Source organism: Micromonospora sp. WMMD710 (assembly GCF_029626045.1).
In the GTDB taxonomy this organism is placed as follows: Bacteria; Actinomycetota; Actinomycetes; order Mycobacteriales; family Micromonosporaceae; genus Micromonospora.
On record NZ_JARUBD010000001.1, the window covers coordinates 1,133,627 to 1,159,930 of the forward strand.

Here is a 26,304-nt window from a genome sequence, read left to right on the forward strand (position 1 = left end):
CGCGGCCCTGTCAGGCGGGGGTGAGCAGGCAGAACTCGTTGCCTTCCGGGTCCGCCAGGACCTTCCACCCGACGCTCCGGTCCAGGTCGACGGAGGTGGCGCCGAGAGCCCGCAGTCTCGCCGCCTCGGCCTCCAGGTCGTCATCCGGGTACGGGCGGACGTCGAGGTGGACGCGGTTCCACACGGTCTTCACGTCGGGTGTGCGGATGAACTCCAGATAGGGGCCGACGCCCTTGGCCGAGCGCAGCACCGCACGGTGGTCGGTCACCTCGTGCACGGTCCAGTCGGTGGCCTCGCCCCAGAAGCGGGCCAACGCGCGCGGATCCGCGCAGTCGGCCACCACGGCGGCGATCGGGCCGGTGTCCTGGTAGATCGGCCGGGGCTCCAGCACGCAGAACTCGTTGCCCTCCGGGTCGGCCAGGACCGTCCACGGGACGTCGCCCTGGCCGATGTCGGCGGGTGTCGCGCCGAGATCCCTCAGGCGCGCGACGACCTCCGCCTGATGGGCCGTCGAGGTGGTGGCGAGGTCGATGTGCACGCGGTTCTTCACCGTCTTGGGTTCCGGGGAGACGACGAGGTCGATACAGACAGCGACGGGGTCGGGGTAGACGAAGCCCTCGGGTTCGAGGTTCGTCACGCCGGGCCCCTCACTGGAGACCTCCCAGCCCAGCGCCTGCGCCCAGAAGCCGCCCAGCGCGGAGTCGTCCCGAGCCTTCATGTTGATCTGCACAAGCCGCGTCGCCATGGCAGCGATGCTAGAGCCCGTCGAGCCGGCGGTGGTACCCGAACCGGAGTGATCGCTCGGTGTGGCGACGTCGGCACCCCGGCGCGGCGTCCGGCGCCGGCGGCCGGGTCTTCCGGGAGGAGAGCAGCGACACGGACCTTGTCGATGCCTGCGATAATCGCCTGGTCGACGTCTGGGTCGATGAGGAGGCGGCGAGTTGAGCAGCCTGGTCTACTTCGCACACAGCTATCGACCTCGAGACGCGATGATCAATGACTATTTCGCTCGCCTCATGGAGGCCGAGGGTCTGATTGCCAGCCTCGACCCTCCGTCGACACACGTGAACTCCGCGAAACTCGAGCGTCATCTCAGTCACTGCGATGCGATGGTCGTCGTCCTGACCGAGCGCGAATCCGGCACCTCACCGCACATCATGTACGAGATTGGTCTCGGCCTGAGGAGCAGAAAGCCCCTCCTGGTGTTCGTGGAGGACACCCTCCCGCGAACAATTCTTCCGCCAACTCTGCTGCAGTGTCGATTCTCGTTCCGTTCGTTCCCACGGAATGTGCGTGAGCACCGGCAGGCACTGGCGATGCTTCGCGCCTACACCGGGGAGCCGACTCCTCGCTACCAGAGCCCACTGAGTCCACGGACCTGCCTCCTGCTCGGGTCCTCGGTGCTGGCGGCGGGAGTGGGTGACGCCGTGCGGGAGTTCATCGAGCGCGAGAGGCGCTACACGGTCCTCTCGTCCCAGGCGTTGCTCGCCGAGATTGACGAACACCCGATCGGATACAGCGCTCTCAGCGAGGTGAGCCTGGCTGTGGCGTTCACCGGTGCGACGGCGGATCGGCGTGAAGACCGCCTTCTCGGCGAAGTCCGAGGCACGAACGTCCCACTGATTCGCGTGGTGGTTGAGCCGGGCCCCGCGACGGTGGCGAAGGTGCCCGCCGAGTATCTGCCCAGGGTGATGCGGCCCGAGTTGGGGACGGCGGGTCTGATCAGCCTGGTCTCCAACGAGCTGGAGATCTACGAGGAGGACTTCCTTGAACTGTCGGACGGCTCCAGCGCCGATCGCTACACGCAATTCCTCATCGACCTCGGTGGCCGAGGTCGATACGGTGCACTCACTCGGGAGCGAGGAGTAGAGGTCATCATGGGTGATCGATATGACGTCCAAGGGCAGGCCGGCGCGGTCGGGCCGAATGCTCACGTGCACGACGTCTCCTTCGTGCAGCTGTGGAATCAGCTGGGAAACGGGATCGATCTGCCGACCCTCGCGGAGGAGCTCTCGCGGCTGCGTGTCGCCCTGCGCGAACGAGCGACGACGCCGGAGGACGACCGGGCGGTGGCCGACATCGGACAGGCTGAACTCGCTGCCCGGAGCGACGACGGCGTCGGGGCACTGAAGAGTCTCAGAGCCGCCGGAAGGTGGGCGCTCGACACGGCGAATGCCATCGGGGTCGCGGTTGCCGCCGAAGCCATCAAGATCGCCCTGGGGAACTGACGAGGGTCACGGCCTGCGGCGTAGTTCGCGCAACACGCCGTGCCGGTGCGCGGCCCACGCGAGGCGCCGGACGCTCGGATGCCGCACGAACAGCACCGCCGCGCTGGTGTCTCGTCGAGCGACCCAGGGGATCAGTCGCCGGTCGCCCTGTCCGCCGCCGCGAGGAAGTCGTCCACCAGATCGGCGGTGTCCTCGATGCCGGTGGACACGCGGACCAGCCCGTCGCCGATGCCGGCGGCGGCCAACTGCTCGGCGTCCACGATGCCGGCCCACATCGACCGGGGATGCACCACCAGCGTGCTGACGCTGCCCAGGCTGGCCGCCCGCTTGGCCAACCGCAACCCGGCCAGCAGCGCGGCGGCACCGGCCCGGCCCGCCCTCAGGTCGATGCTGAGCACCCCGCCGAAGCCGGTCATCTGCCGACCCGCCAGCGCGTGCTGCGGGTGCGACGGCAGCCCCGGGTAACGGACCCGGGCCACCGCCGGATGGTCTTCCAGGGCGCGGGCCAGGGCCAGCGCGTTGTCGTTGTGCCGCTGCACCCGCAGCGGCAGCGTACGGATGCCGCGCAGCAGCAGCCACGCGTCCACCGGTCCGAGGGTGCTGCCGGTGACGATGGCCGTCTGCCACACCCGCTCGACCAGCTCGGCGGAGCCGACGATCACCCCGGCCGACACGTCGGAGTGGCCGCCGAGGAACTTGGTGCCGCTGTGCCAGACCAGGTCCGCGCCGAGGGCCATCGGACGCTGGTTGATCGGCGTGGCGAAGGTGTTGTCGACCACCACCAGCGCGTCGGCCGCGTGGGCCAGCTCCGCCACGGCCGTCAGGTCGGTCAGCTCCAGCAGCGGATTGCTCGGCGTCTCCAGCAGGACGAGGCGGGTCCGCGGTCGCATCGCCCGTTCGAACGCCGCGGTGTCGGTCTGGTCGACCTGGGTGTACGACACCCCGAATCGGGGCAGCAGTCCGGTGGCGAGCGAGGTGGTCCCGCCGTACGTGCTGCGCTGTACCACCACGTGGTCGCCGGCGGAGAGCAGGGTCAGCGCGAGGGTGCTGATCGCGCCCATCCCGGACGCGGTGACCAGACCCGTCTGCGCGCCTTCCAGCTCGGCGACGACGGCGGCCACCTGGGCGTGGTTCGGGTTGCCGTAGCGCGTGTAGAAGGCACTGCCCCGCGTCTCGGTGGCGATCGCGGTGAACTGCTCGTCGGACTCGGCGCTGAAGGTCACGCTCTGCGCGATCGGCGGCGCCACGGCTCCACCGGGGATCAGTCCGTCGTCGCCGTGCACGGCGACCGTGCCGAAGCCGGTCACGAACGGGCCACCCGGTCCACCAGTTTGCCGTAGCTGTCCAATGTCACGAACTCGGACAGCGTGAGGTCGCTGCCGTGGCGCTGGCGCAGCATGGTGACCAGTCGTAGGGCACGCAGCGAGTCCCCACCGGCAGCCGACCACCCGGTCGCCGGGTGACCGGGCGCGACGCCGAGGACCTCCTGCCAGGCCGCCGCCACCTGGGCCGCCCACCGCGCCCGCGCGTCGCCGCCGGCCGCCTGCCCCACGCTGGGCACGGCGGGCAGCGGCGCGTCCGGGTCGGCCGCCAGCAACCGGCGGAAGCCGTCGGCGAGGGCATCCACCCGGTCCCCGCCGATGGTGCGGTGGTCGTACTGGACGGTGAGGGCCAGGCGGCCAGTGTCCGGGTCCAGTTCGGCGTCGACGGCGAGGCTGAACGCCACGTCCACGGTGACGCCGCGACTGTCCACGATGCGGGTCTCGCCGCCGGCGGGTCCGTTCGGGAAGTGGGTCCAGTTGAAGAAGTGGTCGAACCCTGGCCCGGCCCCGCCGGCTCGGACGATCTCGGCGAGCGGGAATCGGTGGTGCCCCATCATGTCTCGTTCGACCCGCCACACCTCGGCCGCCAGCTCGGCCAGCGAGCGGGTGCCCAGCCGCACGCCGACCGGCAGGGTGTTGAGGAACAGCCCGAGGGTGGCGTCGCTGCCTTCGCCCTCCGGTCGGCCGCCGACCACCAGCCCGCTGACCACGTCGTCGCGGCCGGCGAGTTCGCCGAGCGTGCGCAGGTGGACGGCGAGCAGCCAGGACTTGACCGGCACGCCGGCGGCCCGGGCCACCTCGGTGACCCGGTCGGTGGTGCCCGCTCTCAGCGGCACCTGCTGGGTGGTGGTGGTGCGCGGGGCCGCCCCACCGAGCAGCAGCGGCGGCACCGCGCCGGGGCCGTCCAGCCAGAACCGGCGGCTTGCCTCATCGGCTCGGGCGCGTCGCTCGGCGGCCACGTACTCCCGGAACGGCAGGCCGGGGTGGGCCGGATGGGCCGTGCCGGCGCGCTCCCGGTCGTACGCGGCGAGCAGGTCGGTACGGAACAGGTGCAGACTCCAGCCATCGAGGATCGCGTGGAACTCGGCGATGATCAGGGTGAACGTGTCGGCGTCCTCCCGCACGGCGTGCAGCCGCAGCAGCGGCGGACGGGTCACGTCGAAGGGCCGGACCCGTTCCGCCGCGACGAGGTCGTCGATCCGTGCCCGGCGGGTCCGCGGGTCGACACCGGTCAGATCCGTCACCGGCACGTCGACCGGCACGTCGGCGTGCACGAGCTGTAGCGGCTCGGAGTACGCGCCCAGCGCGAACCCGGTCCGGAGCACCGGGTGGGTGGCCACCAGACCGGCCAGCGCGCGCCGCAGCGCGGGCGCGTCCAGCGGCGCGGCGATCCGGTGCGCGGTCACGTTGTGGTACATGGCCGGGTCGCCGGTCAGCTCACAGTGGTAGACCATGCCCTGCTGCAGGGTCGTCATCGGGTACGCGTCGGCGAGCCCGGCGGGCAGCCGGTCCCGGTCGGCGTCGGCGACCAGGTCGAAGCGTCCGGCCGGCTCCGCCGCGGCGACGGCCGGGCCGGTGTCCGTACCGGTGAGGGTGATCTCGCCGTGGGTCACCAGCTCGCGGATCGTCTGGTACGTGAAGATGTCGCTGAGCCGGAACGACAGTCCCCGCCTGTTCGCCGCGACCTGCATCTGGATGCTGCGGATGGAGTCGCCGCCGAGCGCGAAGAAGGTGTCCGTCACGCCGACGGTCGCCACCCCGAGAACCTCACGCCACGCCTCCACCAGGATCTCCTCGGCCCGGTCTGCGGGCGCCACGGCGGTGCCGTCCCGGGGCCGGTCGAGGCGGGGCGCGGGCAACGCCGCCCGGTCGAGTTTGCCGTTGCGGGTCAGCGGCAGCTCGTCGAGGAGCACCACCGCGGCCGGCACCAGGTGGGCCGGGAGCCGGTCGGCCAACCAGCCGGTGAGCCGCTCGTCGAGAGGTCCCGCCGTGGTGCCGGTCGGGACGATCACGGCCGGGCGCGGATCGGCGGCGTACTCGGGCCGCACGGCGTGCAGGGTGTGCCGGTCGGTGCCGGCGAGCAGGTCGTCCTGCCGGGTCACCACCTCGAAGCCGCGCGCCTCGAAGCCGGCGACCAGCTCGGCCAGCCGGCCCTCGGTGTCGGTGCCGGGTGCGTCGTGCACCTCCATGGCGACCTGCGCGATCAGCGGCCAGTGCCGATCCTCCAGCCCGGCGAGCACGTCGGCCTCGGCGCGCTGCACGTCGATCTTCAGCAGGTCGATCCGCTCCGGTGCCAACTCGTCGAGGACGGCCGACAGCGGTCGCACCGGCACGCTGAGGTCCCGGCCGGCGAAGCGTTCCGCGAGCAGTTCGTCGACCCGGCCGAGCAGCACGTCGCGGGTCTGGGCACCGGCGTCACGCTCGTTGGCGAGGAACCGTTTGATCACCGCGACCTCGGCGTCGGGGTCGGCGTACGCGGCGTGGCCGGACATCATCGAGTAGCCCGGGTAGTAGGTGAAGGACACCTCGCCGGCCGTGCGGGACAGCCCGACGGCGTGCACGGTGGCCGGTACGCCGAACTCGGCGACGTTGCGGCGCAGCACCTCGGCCACCGAGGGCACCGGCTCGAACGCGTGGATCGTGGCGTCCGGGCAGACGGTGTGCACGAACAGCGAGAACATGCCGATGTTCGCGCCCACGTCGAGCACGGTGGCCCCGGGCCGCAGCACGATGCCGTCGCGCAGGTAGACCTGCTGGACGAAGATCTCGTCGTACAGGTAGCGGGTTTCGTGTGGGTTGACCCCCGCGATCCGGTCGACATCGACGGCGGCCGGCCGGTCACCCGGCCGGACATAGGCGACGAGCCGGTCGCCGTGCCCGTCGTCGTCGCGGGCCACCACCGCGGCGTCGGCCACCTCCGGGTGCCCGCGCAGGACGGCCGCGACCTCACCGGGTTCCACCCGGAATCCGTGGATCTTCACCTGGTCGTCGAGCCGGCCCAGGTACCGCAGCCGCCGCTCGGCGTCGAAGCGGACCCGGTCGCCGGTGCGGTACACCCGCTCGGTGCGGCCGGACGGCAGCGGCACCGACACGAACCGCCGCGCGGTGGCCTCCGGATCGCCCCGGTACCCGTCGGCGAGCTGCGCACCGCTGACGCACAGCTCTCCGGCCACGCCGGGAGGCACCGGCCGCGACTGCTCGTCGAGCACCCAGACCGCGACGCCGGGCAATGGCCGGCCGATGGTCGGGCCGTCCCCGGTACGCACCTGCGCGGCGCTGGTGTCCACCGTGCACTCCGTCGGCCCGTACAGGTTGACCGCCCGGACGTCGGGCAGCGCGGCGAGGGCCTCCCACAGGTCGGGTGCGAGCGCCTCCCCGCCGAGCAGCAGCAGGCCGGGCAGCCGGGTGTCGCCCGCCCCGGCGAGCAGGATGCGCAGCTGGGAGGGGGTCAGGTCGAGCACGTCGACGTCGTGGTCGGCCAGCGTCGCGGCCAGCGCCGCCCCGTCCCGGCGGGCCTGTTCGGGCACCAGGTAGAGGCTGCGGCCGTGGCCGAGCTGCACGAGCTGCTTCACCGAGGCGTCGAAGGTGAGCGGGGCGTTCACCGCCACCCGCAGGCCGGGGCGGCTGTCCGCGTACACGGCGTGTTCCAGGGCGTCGGCCAGGTGCGCGGCGGCACCGTGCGACACCTGCACCGCGCGGGGGGTGCCGGTCGAGCCGGAGGTGAAGATGACGTACGCCGGGTCGGCCGGGGCGGGCACGGTGGCGGGCGGGCGGGCGCCGGCCGCGACGAGGTCGTCGACCGTGACGGTCGCCGCGGTGCCATCGCCCACGACGTCCTGCGCGCCGACCACGTCAGCCTGGGCGAGGAGCCGCTGGAGCGGCGCGTCCGGGTCCAGCGGAACGTAGACCGCCCCGGCGCGCAGCACGCCGAGGAACGCCACGACGGTGTCCCGGGACCGGGCGGCCAGCACCCCGACCGGGGCGCCGGCGAGGCCGCGCGCGGCCAGTGCCCCGGCCACCCGCGCGGCCCGCTCCCGCAGCTCACCGGCCGTGTACACGCCGTCCGCGGCGACGACCGCCGCAGCCTGCTGGTCCATGCCGGCGAGGCCCGCGTCGAGCAGGTCCACGAGGGTACGCGCCGACGCCTGCGACGGCGTTCCGGCCGCGTCGGCCAGCCAGCGGGCCTCGGCGTCACCGAGCACGGCCGGCGCGACGCCGGTGGTGAGCGCGGCGGGCAGGGTCCGCAGGACCGCCAGCAGGGCGTCGAGCAGCCACTGGCCGCCGACCACGTGCAGGGTGATCCGCTCGCCGTCGGTCAACGCGGTCACCTGCGGGCCGACGGCCGCCGGAGGGACGGTGACCTCGACGGCGACGCCACCGAGTGCGGCCACCGCGGCCGGGTCGGCAACGGGCGGCGCCGCGAAGCCGGCGACCGCCCCGGAGTGCTCGTCGACCGGGTCGACCAGGTGGAACGTGTCGTCGGCGGCGGTCTCGGCGGCGCGCACGAGGGCCAGCAGTTCGGCGGGTGCGGTGGGCAGCGGCAGGGCCAACCGCAGCGGACCGTAGCCGCCCAGCGGGCCCACCACCTCGGCCGTGCCGGCGGCGTGGCGGCCGTCGTTCCACCGGCCCAGCACCAGATCCACCTCGTCGGCGTCCTCCGGCGCCTCGGCCCGGCGGGACACCGCGAGCGCCCACGCGGCCAGCAGCACCGTGCCCGGCTCGACGTCGGCGGCCCGGGCCACGTCGGTCAGCTCGGCGGCGGAGACCGTCGCGGACACCACGGCGGTCGGGTCGTCGCCGTGCGGGGTGACCAGCCGTGCGGCCGACGCGGCCGGTGCGGCGGCGGGGGCCTGCTCGCGCTCCTCGACCTGCCACTCGGCGACGTCGAGGAACTGCAGCGCCTCCGGATCCTCCGGCAGCGCCTCGCCGGCGTACGCCCGGGCAAGGTCGGCGAGGACCAGGCGCAGGCTGGCCGGGTCGGCGATCAGCGGTGTGGCGGTCAGCTCCAAAACGTCGTCGGTGAGGGTCACCGACACCTCACCCTGCGCGCCGACGGTGACGGCGCGACTGTCGTCGACATCCTGCATGGGCACCCGCAGACCGGGGTGGTGCACCAGGGTCAGCCGCAGCGCCTCGTGCCGGGCCACCACCGTGTCCAGGGCGGCCTGCAACCGCGCCCGGTCCAGCGGACGGTCGAGCCGCACCCGCGCCCGGATCAGATCCTGCTTGCCGGACCAGGCGAGCCGCTGGACGGGGGACAGGCGGTAGCCGTTCACAGGACGCTCCGGTTGACGTAGAGGTCGGACATCGCGACCAGGATCTGCCGGTCGCCGCTGAAGGGTTCGCGACCGTGGGTCGCCAGGAAGTTGTCCACCACCAGCACGTCGCCGCGCTGCCAGGGAACCGACACCGCGTGTTCCCGATACCGGGCGCGCAGCCCGCTGACCACCTCGTCGGGGATCGGCTCACCGTCGCCGAAGTACGCGTTGCGGGGCAGCCCCTCCGGGCCGTACTCGCGCAGCAGCGCGCCGGACACCTCGGTCGGCATGTTCGACACGTGGAACAGATGGGCGTGGTTGAACCACACCGTCTCCCCGGTACGCGGATGCGTGGCGACCGCCTGCCGCCGAGCCCGGGTCCGCAGCCCGTCGGAGCCCAGCCAGGTGAACTCGGTCGCCGACGCGGCGCAGTACGCCTCGACCTCCGCCCGGTCGGTGGTCTGGAACGCCTCCTGCCACGGCAGGTCCAGGTGCGGGCCGTAGTTGCGCACGTAGCAGACGCCGGAGCGGAGGAACCGTTCCCGCACGTCGGCGGGGATGAGCGGGGTGATGACCCGCTCGCTGGCCAGCGGGGTGGCCCCGCCGCTGCCGGTGGCCGGCTGCGCGCACCAGAAGTAGAGGTAGCTGGGCCAGTTGTGCGAGTAGGACATCTCGTGGTGCAGCGGGATCCACTGCTCGGCGTTGAACTCGGTGGAGGTGAACACCCGGTCGGCCACCTCGTGCCGGGGCGCGGCTCGTTCCAGGTAGCCGAGCAGGTCCGGGCTGACCGTCCGGGCGGACTGGCTGAAGTCGTCGGGGGTGCGTACCTCGAAGCCGCGGAAGTACACCGCCCCGTAGCGGTCCAGGTCCGCCAGCAGCTCCTCGCGCCGGCCGGCGAGCCAACCGGCCAGGTCGAGATCGGGCACGGCGGCCTCGACGAGCAGCACGAACTCGTCATCCACGAGCACCCGCCGGGACACCGGCGAGCTGACCGTGCCCGTACCGCGTCGGCGCGGCGCCGGCCCGCTCACGGCCGGTCCCCGTTCGGCGCCGAGCCGGAACCGGCCGCCCCGGTCAGCTCGGGAGCGGCGACCGGGTCGGACATCGCGGTGAGGATCCGCCGGGGCGGTGTGAACGGCTCCCGGGCGTGCGCGGCGAGCATGTTCTCCACCAGCAGCACATCGCCGCGCTGCCAGTCGAAGGACCGGGTCTCGGCGGCGTACGCGGCCCGCAGCTCGGCCAGCACCTCGTCGTCGATGGGCGTGCCGTCGCCGTACGCGGTCTGGTAGGGCAGGTCCTCCTCGTCGACGGCGGCCCGCAGGCCGGCGCTGACGTCGTCGGGCAGGGAGGTGACGTGGAAGAACAGCGCGTGGTTGAACCAGGTGGGCTCCCCGGTGACCGGGTGACGGCGTACCGCCGGGCGAACCTGCCGGGTCCGCAGCTGCCGGTCACCGACCCACTCGACGTCGACCAGCGCGCGGGCACAGTACGCCTCGACGTCCTCGCGCCGCTCGGTCTGAAACGCGGTCTGCCAGGTCAGGCTGATGCCGGGCAGGTAGTTGCGCCGGTAGAGCACCCCGCGCCGCTCGAAGCCGGCGACGGTCTCCGGGCGGAGCCGGGCGAGCACCCGGCGGCTGTCCGCGAGCGGGGTGCGCCCGCCGGCGGCCGGCGCCACCTCGCAGTGGAACACGATCCGCAGGGGCCAGTTCACCGTGTACGACTGCTCGTTGTGCAGCACGATCGGCTGGTCCGCGGGGTGCTCGGTGGAGGTGTACACCCCCTCGGTGACCTGGCTGCGCGGTGAGGAGCGCTCGCCGTACGAGAGCACCTCGTCGGAGAGGGCGGCCATCACGACGCGGAAGTCGTCGGCGCCGGCCACCGCGAATCCCCGGAACAGCACGGCCCCGTGCCGCCGGGCCAGCTCGTCGACCTCGTCGCGGTGCCCGGCCAGCCAGCCGGCCAGATCCACGTCGGGCACGTTGGCCCGGACCAGCGCCGGCAGCGGACCGCCGGGCCAGTCGGGGCGTACGTCCACCAGGTTCCGTTCACGGCCGCGACGGGGAATGCTCCGCGCGACCCGGGTCTGCTCAGTCATCTCTCGCTCCCAGGGTGTCGACGCAGTCGGCCAGACTGCGCCGGGGGTCGGCGGCGGCGGTGCGCAGCAGCGCCGTGAACCGGCGGTGCCACGCGACCACCCCGTCGTGGTCGAACAGGTCGGTGCGGTACGTCCACAGCGCCTCCAGCCCGTCCCGCCGCTCGTCGAGCCAGAGGGTCAGGTCGAGCCGGGCGGTGTCCGGGGTCAGCTCCACGCCGGTGAACTCGATGCCGGCCACGCCGCGGTGCCGGGCCGGTGGGGCGTTCTGCACGCCGAAGGCGACCTGCACCAACGGGGTGCGGTGCGGCCGGCGGCTGGGCTGTAGCCGTTCCACCAGCAGGTCGAAGGGGACGTCCTGGTGGGCGGCGGCGAACAGGGTGACCCGGCGGGCCTCGTCGAGCAGGTCGGCGAAACGCCGCCCGGGTGCCGGGCGCAGCCGCAGCGGCACGGTGTTGACGTGACAGCCGACGCTCTCTTCGGCGGCGACGCTGGTCCGGCCGGCGAAGGCCACGCCGATCAGCAGGTCGTCGCGGCCGGTGGCCGCGCCGAGCAGGGCCGCGAACGCGGCCAGCCCGACCATGTGCAGGCTGACCCGCGCGGTCCGGGCCAGCTCGCGTACGGCGTCGACGGTGGCGGTGTCCACAGTGGCCCTCAGTGCGTCGCCGGACCGCGCGGTGATCCTCGGCGGCGGCGCGGACATCCCCGCTGGCGCGGACCTGGCTGGCGGAGTCGGCCGCCCGGCGGTCGGCGGTAGGTCCGGTCCGGTCGTGGCCGCGGCTCGGTCGAGCCGGTCCGGTGGAGCGGCTGGCAGGTCGAGCAGGTCGGGTGCGCCGTGCAGCTCGTCGAGGACGTCGGCCAGCGCCCGCCGCCCCGCCGGCCCGGAAAGCCAGTCCCGCTGGGCCAGGGCGAACACCGCCGGCCCGGCCACGGGGGCCTCCGGCACGGCCTGGGCGTCTCCCTCGGTGTCGTACGCCCGGGCCAGCTCGCGCACGATCAGCCCGAACGACCAGTCGTCGCAGATGATGTGGTGCACGACCAGCAGCAACGCGACCGCCCGCCCGTCGTCGTCGAGCACCAGGTGGGCGCGGAGCAACGGTCCGGTGGCCAGGTCCATCGGGGCCCGGGTGGCCTCGACGGTGAGCCGGGCGAGCCGCTCGTCGAGGGGCGTGCCCGGTTCGGGCGGCGCGACGATCGGCGGCGGTCCGGCGGTCGGGCGGACGCGTTGCACCGGTCCGTCCGGTCCGGAGGGGAACACCGTGCGCAGGGCCGGATGCCGGTCGACCACCCGTCGCAGCGCCCGGACCAGCCGGTCGGGATCCAGCGGCGCGCCGAACCGTACGGCGACGGCCAGCAGGTACGAGGTGTCCGCCGGGTCGAGCCGGTGCAAAAACCACAGCCGGGTCTGCGCCGCCGACAGCGGTGCCGAGTCGGCCGGTGTCGGGCCGGCCGGTGTCGGGCCGGCCGGTGTCGGTGTGACGGTGAGCCCGTTCGGCGACACGTCGGCGGCCAGCTCGTCGAGGTGGGCCGCCAACGCGGCGACGGTCGGGTGGGCGAACAGGTCGCCCGGCCGGACCGGGCGCCCGGTCGCGGCGGCCAGCCGGGTGGCGCAGCGGACGGCGAGCAGGGAATCCCCGCCGAGGGTCAGGAAATCACTGTCGGGAGTGGTGACCGGTACGCCGAGCAGCTCGCGCCAGACGGCCGCCACCGTGCCGGCCGTCCCGTCGAGCGCGTTGGCGGCGGTCCGGGCGTCGGCGCCGAGGGCGGGGGAGGGCAGCGCCGCGCGGTCCACCTTGCCGTTGGGCAGGGTGGGCAGCCGGTCCAGCCAGACCACGGTCGCGGGGACCAGCGGTGCGGGCAGCACCCCGGCCAGCCGGGCCCGGACGTCGTCGTGCCGCTCGCCGACCAGGTAGCCGACCAGCAGCGGATCCCCGCTCGGTCCCTCCCGCACGGCGGCGCTCGCCTCGCGTACGCCGGGCAGGGCGGCGAGACGGGCGGCGACCTCACCCAGCTCGATCCGGTAGCCCCGCAGCTTCACCTGGTCGTCGAGCCGCCCCAGGTAGGCCAACTGCCCGTCCGGGCGTAGCCGGACCCGGTCGCCGGTGCGGTACATCCGCTCGCCGGTGCGGAAGGGGTCGGGCAGGAACCGGGCCCGGGTCTCCGCCGGCCGGTCGAGATAGCCCCGGGCCAGGCCCGCCCCGGCCAGGTGCAGCTCGCCCGGATCACCCGGCGGGACCGGCCGGCCGTCCGGGTCGAGAACGTAGGCCCGGGTCTGCGGCAGCGGCCGGCCGATCGGCGGGTCACCGCTGTCCGGCGGCACCTCCGCCCAGGTGGAGTAGGTGGTGTCCTCGGACGGGCCGTAGAGGTTGCAGAGCCGGCGTACGTGTGGACGCGCCCAGACCCGGGCGGCCAGCGCGGCGGTCAGCGGCTCGCCGGCCAGGCAGACCGTTCGCACGGTCGGCGGTAGGGCGTCGGCGGTGAGGAGTTCCCCCATCGCCGAGGGCACGGTGTTGACCAGGGTGACCGGCAGTCGATCCGCCCCGGGGGCGGCGAGGGCCAGCACGTCGTCGACGAGCAGTACCCGGCCGCCCCAACAGAGCGGGCCGAAGATCTCGAAGATGGACAGGTCGAAGCAGACCGACGTGGCGGCGAGCAGGCCGCCCAGTTCGGCGTCGTCGAAGGTCTGCCGGGTCCAGTGCATGAGCACCGACGCCGAGCGGTGTTCGATGGCCACGCCCTTCGGCCGCCCGGTGGAGCCGGAGGTGTAGATGACGTACGCCAGATCCGTCGGCGTCGACGGCACCGCCGGGTCGGTGCCGTCCCCGGGGAGGTCGAGCCGGTCGATCGGGACGGCCAGGTCGGGGAACCGGTCGGCGAGGTCCGCGTGGGTCAGCACCAGCCGAGCCCCCGAGTCGGCGGTCATGAAGGCCACCCGGGCCGGGGGGTACGCGGGGTCCAGCGGCACGTAAGCGGCGCCGGCCCTGAGCACGGCCAGCAGGGCGACCACCAGGTCGGGCGTTCGCGGCAGGCAGACGCCGACGCGATCCTCCCGGGTCACGCCCCGGGCGAGCAGCAGCCGGGCCAGCCGGTTCGCCGCCTCGTCGAGCTGGCGGTACGACCACGAGCGGTCGGTGTGCCGTACCGCCTCCGCCTCCGGGGTCCGGGCGGCCTGCGCGGCCACCATCCGGTGCAGACAGTCCACGTCGGCGGGTACACCGGTGGCCCGGCGGCCGCCGGCTCGCCGGGTCGGGCCGGCAGGTCGGGCGGGGGCGCTCATCGACGACCACCGGAGCGGGCAGGGGCGTCCGCGCGGCCTCGGTGCGCGGCGAGCCGGCGGTCGGCCTCGGCCTGGAGACGGTCCTTGTCGGCGACGATGACCGTGCCGGGATCGTTGTCGGGCAGTTCGGCCTCGACGTCGCGGATCGGTCGGTAGGCGATGCCGACGGCGGCGAGAGCGAGGGAGCAGAGCCCGGCGACGATCGCCGCGAGGGCCATGCCGCGGCCCGGTCCGGTGCCGACGACGGCGGCCAGCGCACCGTCGGGCGACACCAACGGGGCGAAGACGTGCTCGGCGAGCGGACCGGCGGAGAGGAACCCGGCCGGCACCATCAGCCAGGACAGCATCTGACCCATGGACAGCACCCGTCCCTGCAGATCCAGCCCGACCTTGGCCTGCACGATGGCCAGCCAGTGCGTGTTCACCAGGGCCGTGGCCAGGCCCATGCCGAACAGGCCGAGCGCCGGGAACAGCGGGTTCGGGCGCAGGCCGACCGTGAGCAGCGACGCGCCGAGGAGCACGATGCTGGCCAGGATGCCGGTCGTCCGGCGGGCGGTGCCGCCCCACACTCCCATGAGGGCCGAGCCGACGAGCATGCCGATGCCGCTGGCGGCGAGCACACGGCCCAGCACCGCCGGGTCGCCGAACGACAGGGTCAGCGGGGTGACCAGCACCTCGACCATGGCGAAGAAGTAGTTCAGCGACGCGGTCAGCACGACCAGGGCCACCAGTCCGTGCCGGCGGACGATGAACCGCCAGCCGCCCAGGACCGCCCGCCGGAACGACTCCTCCTGCCGGACGAACAGGGTGTCCGGGAACCGGACCGACAGGGTCACGGCCACCGCCACGGCGAAGGTGAGCAGGTCGATGACGACGATCCCGCGCAGCCCCACCGCGATCACCAGCGCACCGCCGAGCAGCGGCGCCAGCACCGTGCTCGTCGCGGTGCCGAGGGAGACGATGCCGTTGGCGCGCCCGTAGTACCGCTTCGGCACCAGTTGTGTGACGGCCGCCAGGTAGGCGGGTAGCTGGAAGGCGGTCGCCACGGCGGTGACGGTGATGGCGGTGAACACGTGCCAGAGCTGAAGCTGGCCGAGCCACAGCAGCAGGGCGAGGCTCACCGTGCCGGTGGCGGCCAGGCAGTCCGCGACGATCATGATCAGGCGTCGGTCCCACCGGTCGGCCAACGCGCCCGCGACGGGGGACAGCACGACGGCGGGCAGCAGCGCCAGGACGGTGGCCGTGGCGAACAGCGAGACCGATCCGGTCTGCTGGTAGACCCACAGGCCCATGCCGAAACCGGTCAGTCCGCTGCCGATGAGCGAGACGAGCTGACCCATCGCGATCAGGTAGAAGACCGTCAGGCTGGGCATCGCACGACGCGCGGTGGGTGGGGTGCGATCCGTCGTCGGCGCGGCGACCGCCGCCGCGGTGGTGGCCTGCGGTGGTGCGTCGTCGACCGACGGATCGCAGGTCGCCAGGAGGATGCGTGCCACGTCGGCGGGCTGGTGTTTGGCGAAGTAGTGCCCGGCGCCGTCGATGACCTCCAGCGACACCCGGTCGGAGAAGAACTCCCACTCCAGGTACCGCTCCTCGTACAACTCGGTGGCGCGGTCACCGCTGCCGACGACGCTGACGATCGGTGCGGACAACTTCCGCGGCGGACCCTCCGCGTAGACGGCGGTGTAGTAGTCCTCGGCCTTCGCGGCGTCGGCCAGCACCACCCGCATCACGAAGTCCTTCTCGTGCTCGTCGAAGACCTCGGTGAAGAAGCCCATCGCGCGCAGCGCCTCCAGGGTCCGCCGCTTGGACCACCAGCGCTCCATCGGGAACCATCGGCGCAGCCAGCCGAACAGCCGCCCGGGCAGCCGCGGGGCGGGGAAGTGGGCGCCGATGACCACGCCGGTCAGCTCGACACCGGCCGCCTCCAGCCGGCGGCCCAGCTCGACCGCCTCCGCGCCGCCCACGCAGTGCCCGTACACCGCGACCGGGCCGACGATCTGGTCGACGACCTCGGTCACGCAGCGGTCCACCAGTTCGTCCATGCCGAGCAGGGGCTCGTCCGGGCGGTTCAGGTCATGACCGGGCCGCTCCAGGGCGTACAGCCGCACGCCCGCCGGGAGGGCGTCGGCGAGGGGCTGGAAGGTGATCGCGCTTCCACCGCCGAACGGTACGCACACCAGCGTCAGCCGCGTCGGCGTCGCCGGTCGCTCCGGAGTCAGCTCGTGCAGCAGCCGACCCGCCGACCCTCCGGTCGCGTCCAGGTGGTCGGTCAACGCCCGGATCGTCGGGTGGCGGAACAGGTCGAGGACGCTGATCGCCGGATCGTTGCCGGCCAACGCCTTGATCGCCGTGAAGGAGTCGCCGCCGAGGTCGAAGAAGTCGTCGTCGATGCCGACGCTGTCGTACCCGAGCACCCGCGCCCACCGCTGAGCGAGGGCCGTGCGCAGCGGGGTGTCCGGCGGCGTCGCGCCGACTCTGGTCCCGCCGCGGACCGGCGCCGGCAGGGCGGCCCGGTCGACCTTGCGGTTGGCGCTGAGCGGCATCCGGTCGAGCACCACGAACGCGGACGGGATCATGTAGTCGGGCAGGTAGGTGCGGGCGAACGCCCGCCAGGGCGCGGGGTCGACGTCGAAGTCGGGTACGGGGTTTCCTGCCGCCGGCCCGTCGGCGCTCGCCCCGGTGGTCAGCGTCAGGTAGGCGGCGATGCTCTTCTCGCCGTCGTCCTCGCGTACGACGACCGCGGCGTCCCGGACGGTCGGGTGGCGGCGCAGCACCGCCTCGATCTCGCCGAGTTCGATGCGGAAGCCGCGGACCTTCACCTGCGAGTCGCTGCGGCCGACGAACTCGCTGCGGCCGTCGGCCAGCCATCGACCGAGGTCGCCGGTGCGGTACAACCTGCCGTCGCCGAACGGGTCCGGCACGAACCGCTGCGCGGTGAGATCCGGATCGCCGAGGTAGTCGCGCGCCAGTCCCGGGCCGCCGAGGTACAGCTCACCCAGAATGCCCACCGGGGCGGGGGCCATCTGCGGGTCGAGCACGTAGGCGCGCATGTTGCCGATCGGGCGGCCGATCGACAGGTGGGTGAACCCGGGCTCGAGACGGTCCATCGTGGTCCAGACGGCGGCCTCGGTGGGGCCGTAGAGGTTCCACAGCGCCCCGACCCGTCCGGCCAGCTGCCGGGCCAGCGGCGCGGACACCGCGTCGCCGCCGCACACGGCGGTCAGGCCGGGCAGTCCGGTCCAGCCGGATTCGATCAGCAGCCGCCAGGTCGCCGGGGTGCCCTGGGCCAGGGTGACCCCCTCCTCGGCGAGCAGTGCCGCCAGCCGCGGCGCGTCGTAGCCGACGTCGCGTCCCACCAGCAGCATCCGGGCGCCGACCACGAGGGGCAGGAACAGTTCCGGTACGGACATGTCGAAGGCGAAGCTGGCCATCGCGAGCATCGTGCCGTCGCTGGTCAGACCCGGCCGGTCGCGCATGGCGGCCAGGGTGTTAACGACCGCGCCGTGCGTCACCCGGACCCCCTTGGGGTGACCCGTCGACCCGGACGTGTAGATCACGTACGCGAGGTGGTCCGGCCCGGCCAGCGGCTCGGGGTCGGTCTCCGGCCCGGCGTCCGGCGGCGCGCCGGTGAGCAGCACCTCGCCGGCGTACCCGGCGAAGCGGTCGACGAGGCCCGGCTCGGTGACCAGGACCGACGCCCCACTGTGGGTCAGCACGTACCGCTGCCGCTCGATCGGATAGTCCGGGTCCACCGGCACGTACGCGCCGCCGGCCTTGAGCACACCGAGCAGCGTGACCGGCAGGTCCTCGCAGCGGTGCAGGCAGACGGCGACCGTGCCGTCGGGGCCGACGCCGGCCCGGCGGAGCCGGTGCGCGAGCCGGTTCGCCCGGGTGTTGAGCTGGGCGTAGGTCAGGGTGGTCGCCCCGAACGTCACGGCGGGCCGGTCGGGATTCGAGGCGACCTGGTGTGCGATCAGCTCGACAAGCGTCGGTGTCCGCCCGTCGGGGCCGGTCGTGGCCCAGCCGAGCGGGGTGGCGGTGTCGTTCCACCCGCTGACGCGGGCCCGTTCGGTGGGGGTGAGGATGCCCAGGTCCGCCAGTGTGACGCCGGGGTCGGCGACGGCGGCGGCGAGCAGCGTCTCCAGGTGCCCCATCATCCGCTCGGTGGTCGCCGCGTCGAACAGGTCGGTGTTGTACTCCAACCGGAACCGCAGCCCCTCGGCCACCTCGTACGCGTACAGGGCGAGGTCCTGCTGCGCGATGCCCGGCTCGACGGCGAACGGGACCATCCGCAGCCCGGCCGTCCCCAGGCCCCGCTGCTCGGGCAGGTTCAGCAGGTTGAACATCACCTGGAACAGCGGGTTCCGGCTGAGGTCGCGGGGCGCGTCGACGAGGTCCACCAGCCGCTCGAACGGCACCTCCTGGTGGTCGTACGCGCCCAGCGCGGTGCGTCGTACCTGCCGGAGCAGATCCTCGAAGGTCCACTCACCGTCGATCGAGGTGCGCAGCGGCAGCATGTTGACGAAGAAGCCGACCATCGGTTCGAGTTCGGCGCGGACCCGCCCGGCGACCGGCGTGCCGACGCAGATGTCCCGCTGGCCGGTGTAGCGCCACAACAGCGCCTTCCACGCGGCCAGCACCGTCATGGCCAGGGTGGCGCCCCGGGCCTGGCTGAAGTGGCGCAGGTCGTCGGCGGTCGCCGGGGGCAGCACCCGGGCGTGCACCGCGCCGTGGAAGGTCTGCACGGGAGGTCGCGGTCGGTCGGTGGGCACCTCCAGGACGCTCGCCACCCCGTCGAGTTGCGCGTGCCAGTACCGCAGGTCGTCGCTGTCGGCGTCCGCCAGCCGGCTCTGCTGCCAGCGCGCGTAGTCGCCGTACTGGACGGCCAGTTCGGGCAGCGGGGCGGGACGCCCGTCCAGGGCGGCGCCGTAGAGGGTGGCCACCTCGCCGGCGATGATGCCGAGCGACCAGCCGTCGGAGACGGTGTGGTGCATGGTCAGCGACAGCACGTGCCGGTCGTCGGCGATGCGCAGCAACAGGGCCCGGAACAGTGGCCCGCGGGCCAGGTCGAACGGGCGGCCGACGTCGGCGGCCAGGGCGGCGTGCGCCCACGGCGGCACCGCGTCGGCGACCGTCGACTCCACGATGCTGCGAGGGGCCGCCGAGATGGCGTGCGCATCCGTCGGCGCGGACACGATCGGCAGATCGACCGGGCCGGGTGGCAGCACCTGCTGCACGGGGTCGCCGTCGTCTCCGAGCGGGAAGACGGTCCGCAGCGACTCGTGTCGCCGGGTCAGCTCCGCGAGGGCCGTGCGCAGCGCGTCGACGTCGAGGGTGCCGTCGAGCAGCAGGGCCGTGCCGACGGTGTAGGCGTTCTGCTCGTACGCCTGGTCGAGGAACCACAGCCGGTGCTGCCCGGAGGAGAGCGGCGCCGGTCCGGCATCGGGGTCGGCGCGGGGGATGCTCGGCGTGGGCTGCGGGGCGGCGGGCTGCGGGGCGGCGATGGCGGGTACGGCGCCGGTCTCCGGCAGCGCGGCCGCGATCCCGGCGACGGTCGGTGTCGCGAACACCGTCTCCAGCGGCAGCGCGACGCCGAGCCGGGCCCGCAGCCGTACGACGAACTGGGTGGCCAGCAGCGAGTGCCCGCCCAGCTCGAAGAAGTTGTCGAGCGCCCCGATCGGCCGGATGCCGAGCAGCTCGGTCCACAGCTCGGCCACGCACTCCTGCCCGGGCGTGCTCGGGGCGACGTACGCCGTGCTGAGCGCCGGCCGGTTGCCGGCGTCGACGGGCGGGGGCGCCGGCGGGTCGTCCGGGGACGGCGGGGCGGGCACGGGCTGGGCCGGGCCGGTCTGCGCGACCGGATCCACCCAGTAGCGGTGCCGCTCGAAGGGGTAGCCGGGCAGCGCCAGGCGGGTGCGTGGGCCACCGTGGAACGCTCGCCAGTCGACCTGCGCACCGGACAGCCACAGACGGCCGACCGCGTCGAGCATGGTGGTGAGGTCGTCGGCGTCGCTGCGCGGATGCCGCATCGTCGCCACCACCTGCCCGGGTCGCAGTCCGGCCAACCGGGCCAGGCCACCGAGGGTGTGCCCGGGGCCCAGCTCCGCGAGGACGACGTCCTGCTCGGCGAGCAGCGCGGCCGACTCGGCGAACCGGACCGGCTCCCGCATGTGCCGCACCCAGTAGGCGGGGTCGGTGACCTGCCCGGGGGTGACCGGGCCGCCGGTCAGGTTGGTCAGGTACGGGCGGTCCGGCTCGTGGTAGGTCACCCGGCGCGCGTGGTCGGCGAACTCGTCGAGCACCGGATCGAGCAGGGGGGAGTGGTAGCCGCGGGTGACCCGCAGCGGCCGGCAGTCGACCCCGTCGGCGCTCAACCTCCGGCGTAGCTCCTCGATCGCCTCCGGCGCGCCGGACAGCACACACAGCTCGGGTCCGTTGACGGCGGCCAGCGCCAGGCCCCCCGTCAGCAGCCCGGCCACCGCGGCCTCGGGCAGGCTCACCGCGAGCATCGCCCCGGCGGGGGTCCGCTCGACCGCGGCACCGCGGGCGCTCACCAGCCGTAGCGCGTCGGGCAGGGAGAAGACGCCGGCGAGGCACGCCGCGACGTACTCGCCGAGGCTGTGGCCCACCATCAGGTCCGGGGTGATCCCGCGGGCGAGCAGCGACCGGGCGAGGGCGTACTCGGTGACGAACAGCGCGGGCTGGATCAGCCGCGGCCGTGCGAGCAGCCGCTCCGCCTCCGGGTGGCCGTCGGGCGCCGGGCACAGCAGCGTCCGCAGGTCGAGGCCCAGGTCGTCGCGGAGCAGGTCGGCGCACTCGTCGACCACCGACCGGTAGGTCGGCTCGGTGCGGTACAGGCCGGCGCCCATCGCCACGTGTTGGGCGCCGTGCCCCGGGAAGGCGAACACCAGCGCCCGCCGGCCGCCGGGATGGGCGCCGGTGAACTGCCGCTGCGGCGCGTCGAGGGCGACCAGCGCGTCGGCGCGGTCCGCCGGGACGAGGAAACGCCGGTGGGCCATCGGCTGGCGCCGGGCCAGGTTGGCCGCCACGTCGGCGAGGTCCGCCTCCGGGTGCGCGGCGAGCCAGTCGCGGAGCTGGCGCGTCTGCCGCTCCAGCGATTCGACGGTACGTGCCGACACGGTCAACAGGTGCGGCCCGGTGGCCGGCGTGGCCGGTGCCACGGCGGCCGTCGCCGGCGGCTCCTCCAGCACGACGTGGGCGTTCGTGCCGCCCATGCCGAATGAGCTGACCCCCGCCCGGCGCGGGCCGTCACCGGGCCACGGCCGGGCGGTGTCGTTGAGGTAGAACGGGCTGCTCGCGAAGTCGATCGCCGGGTTGGGTCGGCTTACGTTGATGGTCGGCGGCAGCGTACGGCTGTACAGCGCCATGACCGTCTTGAGTAGGCCGGCCACACCGGCCGCGGCGTCGGTGTGCCCGATGTTGGCCTTTGCCGAGCCGAGGGCGCAGAAGCCCTGCTCGTCCGTGCCCCGTCGAAACGCCTCGGTCAGGGCGGTCACCTCGATGGGGTCGCCGAGGCTGGTGCCCGTGCCGTGCGCCTCGACATAGCTCACCGAGCGGGGGTCCACACCCGCCGACGCGAGGGCACTGCTGATCACCGCGACCTGGCCGTCGACACCCGGCGCGGTGTAGCCGGTGCGGCGGGCGCCGTCGTTGTTGATCGCGGAACCACGGATCACGGCGTAGACGGTGTCGTTGTCCGCGACCGCGTCCTCCAGCCGCTTGAGCGCGACGATGCCGACCCCGCTGGAGGCGATGCTGCCGCGCGCGTCGGCGCTGAACGGGCGGCAGTGTCCGTCCGGGGAGTACACGCCGCCGTCGTGGTACAGGTAACCGCGCCGCTGCGCCGGGAAGACGCTGACCCCGCCGGCCAGGACCAGGTCCGACTCGCCGGTCAGCAGGCTCTGCCGGCCGAGGTGCACGGCCACCAGCGAGGTCGAACAGGCCGTGGCCACGGTGACGGCGGGGCCGGTCAGGTCGAGTTTGTAGGCGACCCGGCTGAGCAGGAAGTCCTTGTCGTTGCTGATGGACAACTGGTGCTCGCCGATGGTGTGCATCAGCTCCGGGTGGCCGCTCAGGTGGTCGAGCAGGTACGTGCTGCGACCCGATCCGGCGAACAGGCCGATCCGGCCGGCGTGGCCGGACGGGTCGTAGCCCGCGTGTTCCAGCGCGTGCCACGCGCACTCCAGCAGCATCCGGTGCTGCGGGTCGAGGGTCTGCGCCTCCCGGGGTGTGATGCCGAAGAAGGCCGCGTCGAACTCGTCTATCCCGGGCAGCCAGGTGCCGGAGCGCACGTATGCGGGGTCGTCGAGCCGGGTCGGGTCCGCCCCGTCTGCCAGCATCTCCTCGACGGTGAACTCCCGTACCGACTCCACCCCGGCGCGGATGTTGTGCCAGTACTCGTCGATGCTCCGCGCGCCGGGGAAGCGACAGGCCATGCCGACGACGGCGATCAGGCCGCTTGGCTGGTCGGTCGTGCCGGTTCGTGCCCGAGCGGGGTGGGCCAGCGTGGCGGGGGCGGCCGGAGCGGCCGTGCCGGTGGTGGCGGCGGTGAGGAACGTCGCCAGGGACTCGACGGTGGGGTTGCGGAACAGGTCGGTGACCGTGACGACGTCCCCGAGCCGTTCCTGGAGCCGTTTCAGGACGGCCAGCAGGCGCATCGAGTGCCCGCCGAGGTCGAAGAAGTTGTCCCGCGTCCCGACGTGCCCGACGCCGAGCACGTCGCGCCAGACGTCCACGACCAGCCGCTCCAGGCCGATCCGGGCGGCGTCCCATTGCACCGCTCCGGGTCCGGCGGGTGCGGTCGGCGGTCGTTCGGTCGCCGGTCGCTCCGGTTCAGCGGCCACGCGCTGCCGTGGCGCGTCCGGACCGGGGGCGGGCAGCGCGGCGACGTCCACCTTGCCGTTGCGGGTCAGCGGCAGCGCGTCGAGGAAGACGAACGCGGCCGGCACCAGGTAGGGCGGCAGCTCGGCGGTGAGCGCCGCGCGCAGGCCCGCCGCGTCGGTCCCGCCGGCCACGTATGCGACCAGTCGCGGGTCGTCGGGGTCGTCGCGGCGCAGCTGCACCGTGACGTCGCTGCCCGGGCGGCACCGTCGGACGGCGGCCTCGATCTCGCCGCACTCGATCCGGTAACCGCGCAGCTTGACCTGGTTGTCGGTGCGCCCCAGGTATTCGAGGTTGCCGTCCGGGCGCAGGCGTACCAGGTCGCCGGTGCGGTACAACCGCGCGCCGGCGACGGACGAGAAGGGGTGCGGGACGAACCGCGCCGCCGTGACGGTGGGCTGGTGCAGGTAGCCGCGCGCCACGCCGGCCCCGCCGACGTACAGCTCGCCGATCACGCCCACCGGGACGGGGTTGCGCCAGGCGTCCAGCACGTACAGCTCGGTGTTGGCGATCGGCCGTCCGATCGGGACGGACCCGTCGGACGGCGTGTCCGCGTCGACCTCGTACGCGGCGCAGCCAACCACGGTCTCCGTCGGCCCGTACTCGTTGACCAGCGCGGTGCCCGGGGCGTACGCCCGCCAGGCCGCCACCTGGTCGGCGCGCAGGTTCTCGCCGCCGATCACGAAGCACCGGGTGCGGTCGGCCATCTCGGCGGGGCCGAGCTGGTGGCTGACGAGGTCGAGCTGGGCCGGCGTGATCTTGACCAGGCCGAACGCCGGCCGCTGGCGGCGCAGTGCCTCGCCGAGCGCCTCCGGGCCGAGGTGTTCCCCGATCATCAGCACGGTGGCCCCGCTGGCGAGCGGCACCAGCAGGCTCGTGACGGTCAGGTCGAACCCGACCGACGAGTGCAGCGGGACGGTGTCCCCGGGGCGCAGCCGGTAGGCCTGGGCGGCCCAACGAACGTAGTTGCCGACGCCCCGATGGGTGACCATGACACCCTTGGGACGGCCGGTGGACCCGGAGGTGTGGATCACGTACGCGAGGTCGTCCGCCGTGGGCATCGGTCGCCGCCGCGGCCGCCGCCGCGGGCCGGCGGCCTCCCGACCCGCTCCGCTGCGCGCAACCGGCGTGTCCAGGTCGGGAACCAGCAGCGCCACGCCGTCGGGCACCAGGTGCGCCAGCTCCGCGCAGGTGAGCACGACCGGCGTGGCCGTGTCGTCGATCAGATACCGCAGCCGGGCGGGTGGGTTCGCCGGATCCATGGGTACGTAGGCCGCGCCGGCTCGCAGCGCGGCGAGCACCGCCACCACGAACGGGACAGCGCGGGGCAGCAGCACACCCACCAGGCTGCCGACGCCGACGCCCCGCCCGCGCAGTGTCTCCGCCAACGCCTCGGCCGTCGTGTGCAGCTCGTCGTAGCTCAGCGCGCGGTCCCCGTCGGTCACCGCCACCGCGTCGGGGTCGTGGCGTGCCTGCCGTTCGATCAGCACGTGGACCAGATCGTCGGGTCCGGTGGGCGTGGCCGTGTCGTTCGCCTCCACGACGAGCTGGTGGTACTCGTCGGGGGTGAGCATCGCGGCCGAGCCGACCGGTGCGTCCGGATCGGCCAGCAGCGAGCGCAGCAGCGTCTGGAAGTGGCCGGCGAGACGCGTCATCGTGTCGGCGTCGAACAGATCGGTGCGGTACTCCACCACGGTCCGTACGCCGTCGGCGTTCTCCCGGACCGAGACGGTGAGGTCGAACTTGGCGGTGCTGGCGGGCACCTCGATGGGAGTGACCTCGAGGCCGTCGAGGGTGGGCGGTGCGGCCTCGCGGCCGTACACGAACATCACCTGGAACAGCGGGGTGAAGCCGGGTCGGCGGGCCGGGCGCAGCGACTCCAGCAGCGTCGCGAAGGGAAGCTCGCGGTTGTCCAGAGCCTCCAGGGCTGCGCTGCGGACCCGTCGCAGCAGCGTCTCGAACGACGGGTCGTCGTCCAGTCGGGCCCGGACGGCGACGGTGTTGAGCAGCAGCCCGACGAGCTTCTGCGCCTCGGCCCGTCGCCGATTCGCCACCGGTGTGCCGATCACGACGTCGTCCTGCCCCGTCCAGCGGGCCAGCAGGACGTGCAGCGTCGCCAGCATGACCATGTACGGGGAGGCGCCGACGCGGCGGCACAGTGCCAGCAGCCCGTCGGCGGGCACGTCCAGCGGGAACGACAGGGTGGCCCCCGCGCCGGACGGCACCTCGGGCCGGGGGCCCCGGGTGGGCAGCTCCAGGGTGGCGGGCGCGTCGGCGAGCTGCGTGTGCCAATGGTCGCGTTGCGCGGCTGCCTGAGCCCCGTTCAGCCAGTCGTGCTGCCACGCGGCGTGATCGCGTAGGTCGACGGTGACCGGGTCGAGGGCCGCCGCTCGTCCGGCGCGATGCGCGGCGTAGAGCCGTTCCCACTCGTCGTGCAGGATGCCGAGTGACCACTCGTCGATGGCGACGTGGTGAAACGTCAGCAGGAGGACGTGCTCGTCCGCCGCGCAGCGCAGCAGGCTCGCGCGCAGCACCGGTCCGCGTCGCAGATCGAGCGGGATGCGCGTCTCCGCGTGCATCCGGGCCGGTATCTCCTGGTCGCGTTGCCACGCGGGCAGCCCACTCAGGTCGTACACCCGCAACAGCCCCGGCTGTGGCTCCTGGACGACCTGGACCAGGGGCGGCGTCGCGTCGTGGACCTCCGTCGGCCCCGCCGGCGTGTCGTCGGGCGCCAGGGTGGTACGCAGCGCGGCGTGCCGGGCCACCAGCGCGTCGAGCGCCGCGGCCAACGCCGCCACGTCCAGCGGCCCGCGGAGCCGGTACGCCAGCGGCACGAGATAGCTGGCCGGATCGGGGTCGAGGCGGCTCAGCGACCACATCTGGCGTTGCTCGTGGGTGGCCGCGACCGGATCGCCGGCCGGGTCGCGCCAGCGCGGCACGACCGGAGTCACCTGCCGGGGCCTCATGACGTCGGTCATCGTGTCCGCCTCCTTCCTGGTGCCAGCAGCGGCTGGGCGGCCACCGACGCGGCGGTCCGGTCCCAGCAGTGGCTCGGGACCTCGCATCCGAACCTGCTGTGACGGTTGGTCGACGTGGTCGGCGGCACCGGTGGAGCGGCCGCGGCGATGGTGCGGGGATGGTGCTGTCCGACCGACCGGTCGCCCCGCGGCTCGAAGCTACCTATGTCGGTGACGGCGACCAGTCGTTCATGCGACAGCTGTCG

General features: G+C 73.7%; 8 protein-coding genes. 1 reads left to right on the forward strand and 7 read right to left on the reverse strand.

Features of this window, described 5'->3' with window-relative positions:
* Positions 1-10: 10 nt before the first annotated feature.
* Complete coding sequence (locus O7620_RS05220) at positions 11-745, reverse strand: VOC family protein (protein WP_278122081.1); 735 nt, start codon at positions 743-745, stop codon at positions 11-13.
* Positions 746-941: 196 nt separating this feature from the next.
* Between O7620_RS05220 and O7620_RS05225 the strand changes: the two genes are divergently transcribed.
* Positions 942-2,228, forward strand: a complete 1,287-nt coding sequence (locus O7620_RS05225; protein ID WP_278122082.1) for a hypothetical protein — start codon at positions 942-944, stop codon at positions 2,226-2,228.
* Positions 2,229-2,359: 131 nt separating this feature from the next.
* Here the strand turns inward: O7620_RS05225 and O7620_RS05230 are convergent, their stop codons facing one another.
* Genes O7620_RS05230 through O7620_RS05255 form a run of 6 tightly spaced genes read right to left on the reverse strand, consistent with a single transcriptional unit; the run spans position 2,360 to position 26,059 of the window.
* Positions 2,360-3,535: an aminotransferase class I/II-fold pyridoxal phosphate-dependent enzyme gene (locus O7620_RS05230; RefSeq protein ID WP_278122083.1), complete on the reverse strand. Its 1,176-nt coding sequence runs from the start codon at positions 3,533-3,535 to the stop codon at positions 2,360-2,362.
* Positions 3,532-8,826 carry a non-ribosomal peptide synthetase gene (locus O7620_RS05235; RefSeq protein ID WP_278122084.1) on the reverse strand — a complete coding sequence of 1,765 codons (5,295 nt, stop codon included), beginning with the start codon at positions 8,824-8,826 and terminating at the stop codon, positions 3,532-3,534. Before O7620_RS05235 ends, O7620_RS05230 begins: the two co-directional genes overlap by 4 nt.
* Positions 8,823-9,839: a TauD/TfdA family dioxygenase gene (locus O7620_RS05240; RefSeq protein WP_278122085.1), complete on the reverse strand. Its 1,017-nt coding sequence runs from the start codon at positions 9,837-9,839 to the stop codon at positions 8,823-8,825. The genes O7620_RS05235 and O7620_RS05240 overlap by 4 nt, the downstream gene beginning before the upstream one ends.
* Positions 9,836-10,903: a TauD/TfdA family dioxygenase gene (locus tag O7620_RS05245; protein ID WP_278122086.1), complete on the reverse strand. Its 1,068-nt coding sequence runs from the start codon at positions 10,901-10,903 to the stop codon at positions 9,836-9,838. The genes O7620_RS05240 and O7620_RS05245 overlap by 4 nt, the downstream gene beginning before the upstream one ends.
* Positions 10,896-14,177: an amino acid adenylation domain-containing protein gene (locus O7620_RS05250; protein WP_278122087.1), complete on the reverse strand. Its 3,282-nt coding sequence runs from the start codon at positions 14,175-14,177 to the stop codon at positions 10,896-10,898. The genes O7620_RS05245 and O7620_RS05250 overlap by 8 nt, the downstream gene beginning before the upstream one ends.
* Entirely contained in the window at positions 14,174-26,059 is an 11,886-nt protein-coding gene (locus O7620_RS05255) for a non-ribosomal peptide synthetase/type I polyketide synthase (RefSeq protein ID WP_278122088.1), read from the reverse strand. Before O7620_RS05255 ends, O7620_RS05250 begins: the two co-directional genes overlap by 4 nt.
* Positions 26,060-26,304 lie beyond the last annotated feature (245 nt).

Bases quoted from the DNA above. Each gene is read 5' to 3' on its own strand.
- O7620_RS05245 (WP_278122086.1), bottom strand. From the start codon at position 10,903: ATGACTGAGCAGACCCGGGTCGCGCGGAGCATTCCCCGTCGCGGCCGT.
- O7620_RS05250 (WP_278122087.1), bottom strand. From the start codon at position 14,177: ATGAGCGCCCCCGCCCGACCTGCCGGCCCGACCCGGCGAGCCGGCGGC.
- O7620_RS05255 (WP_278122088.1), bottom strand. From the start codon at position 26,059: ATGACCGACGTCATGAGGCCCCGGCAGGTGACTCCGGTCGTGCCGCGC.
- O7620_RS05220 (WP_278122081.1), bottom strand. From the start codon at position 745: ATGGCGACGCGGCTTGTGCAGATCAACATGAAGGCTCGGGACGACTCC.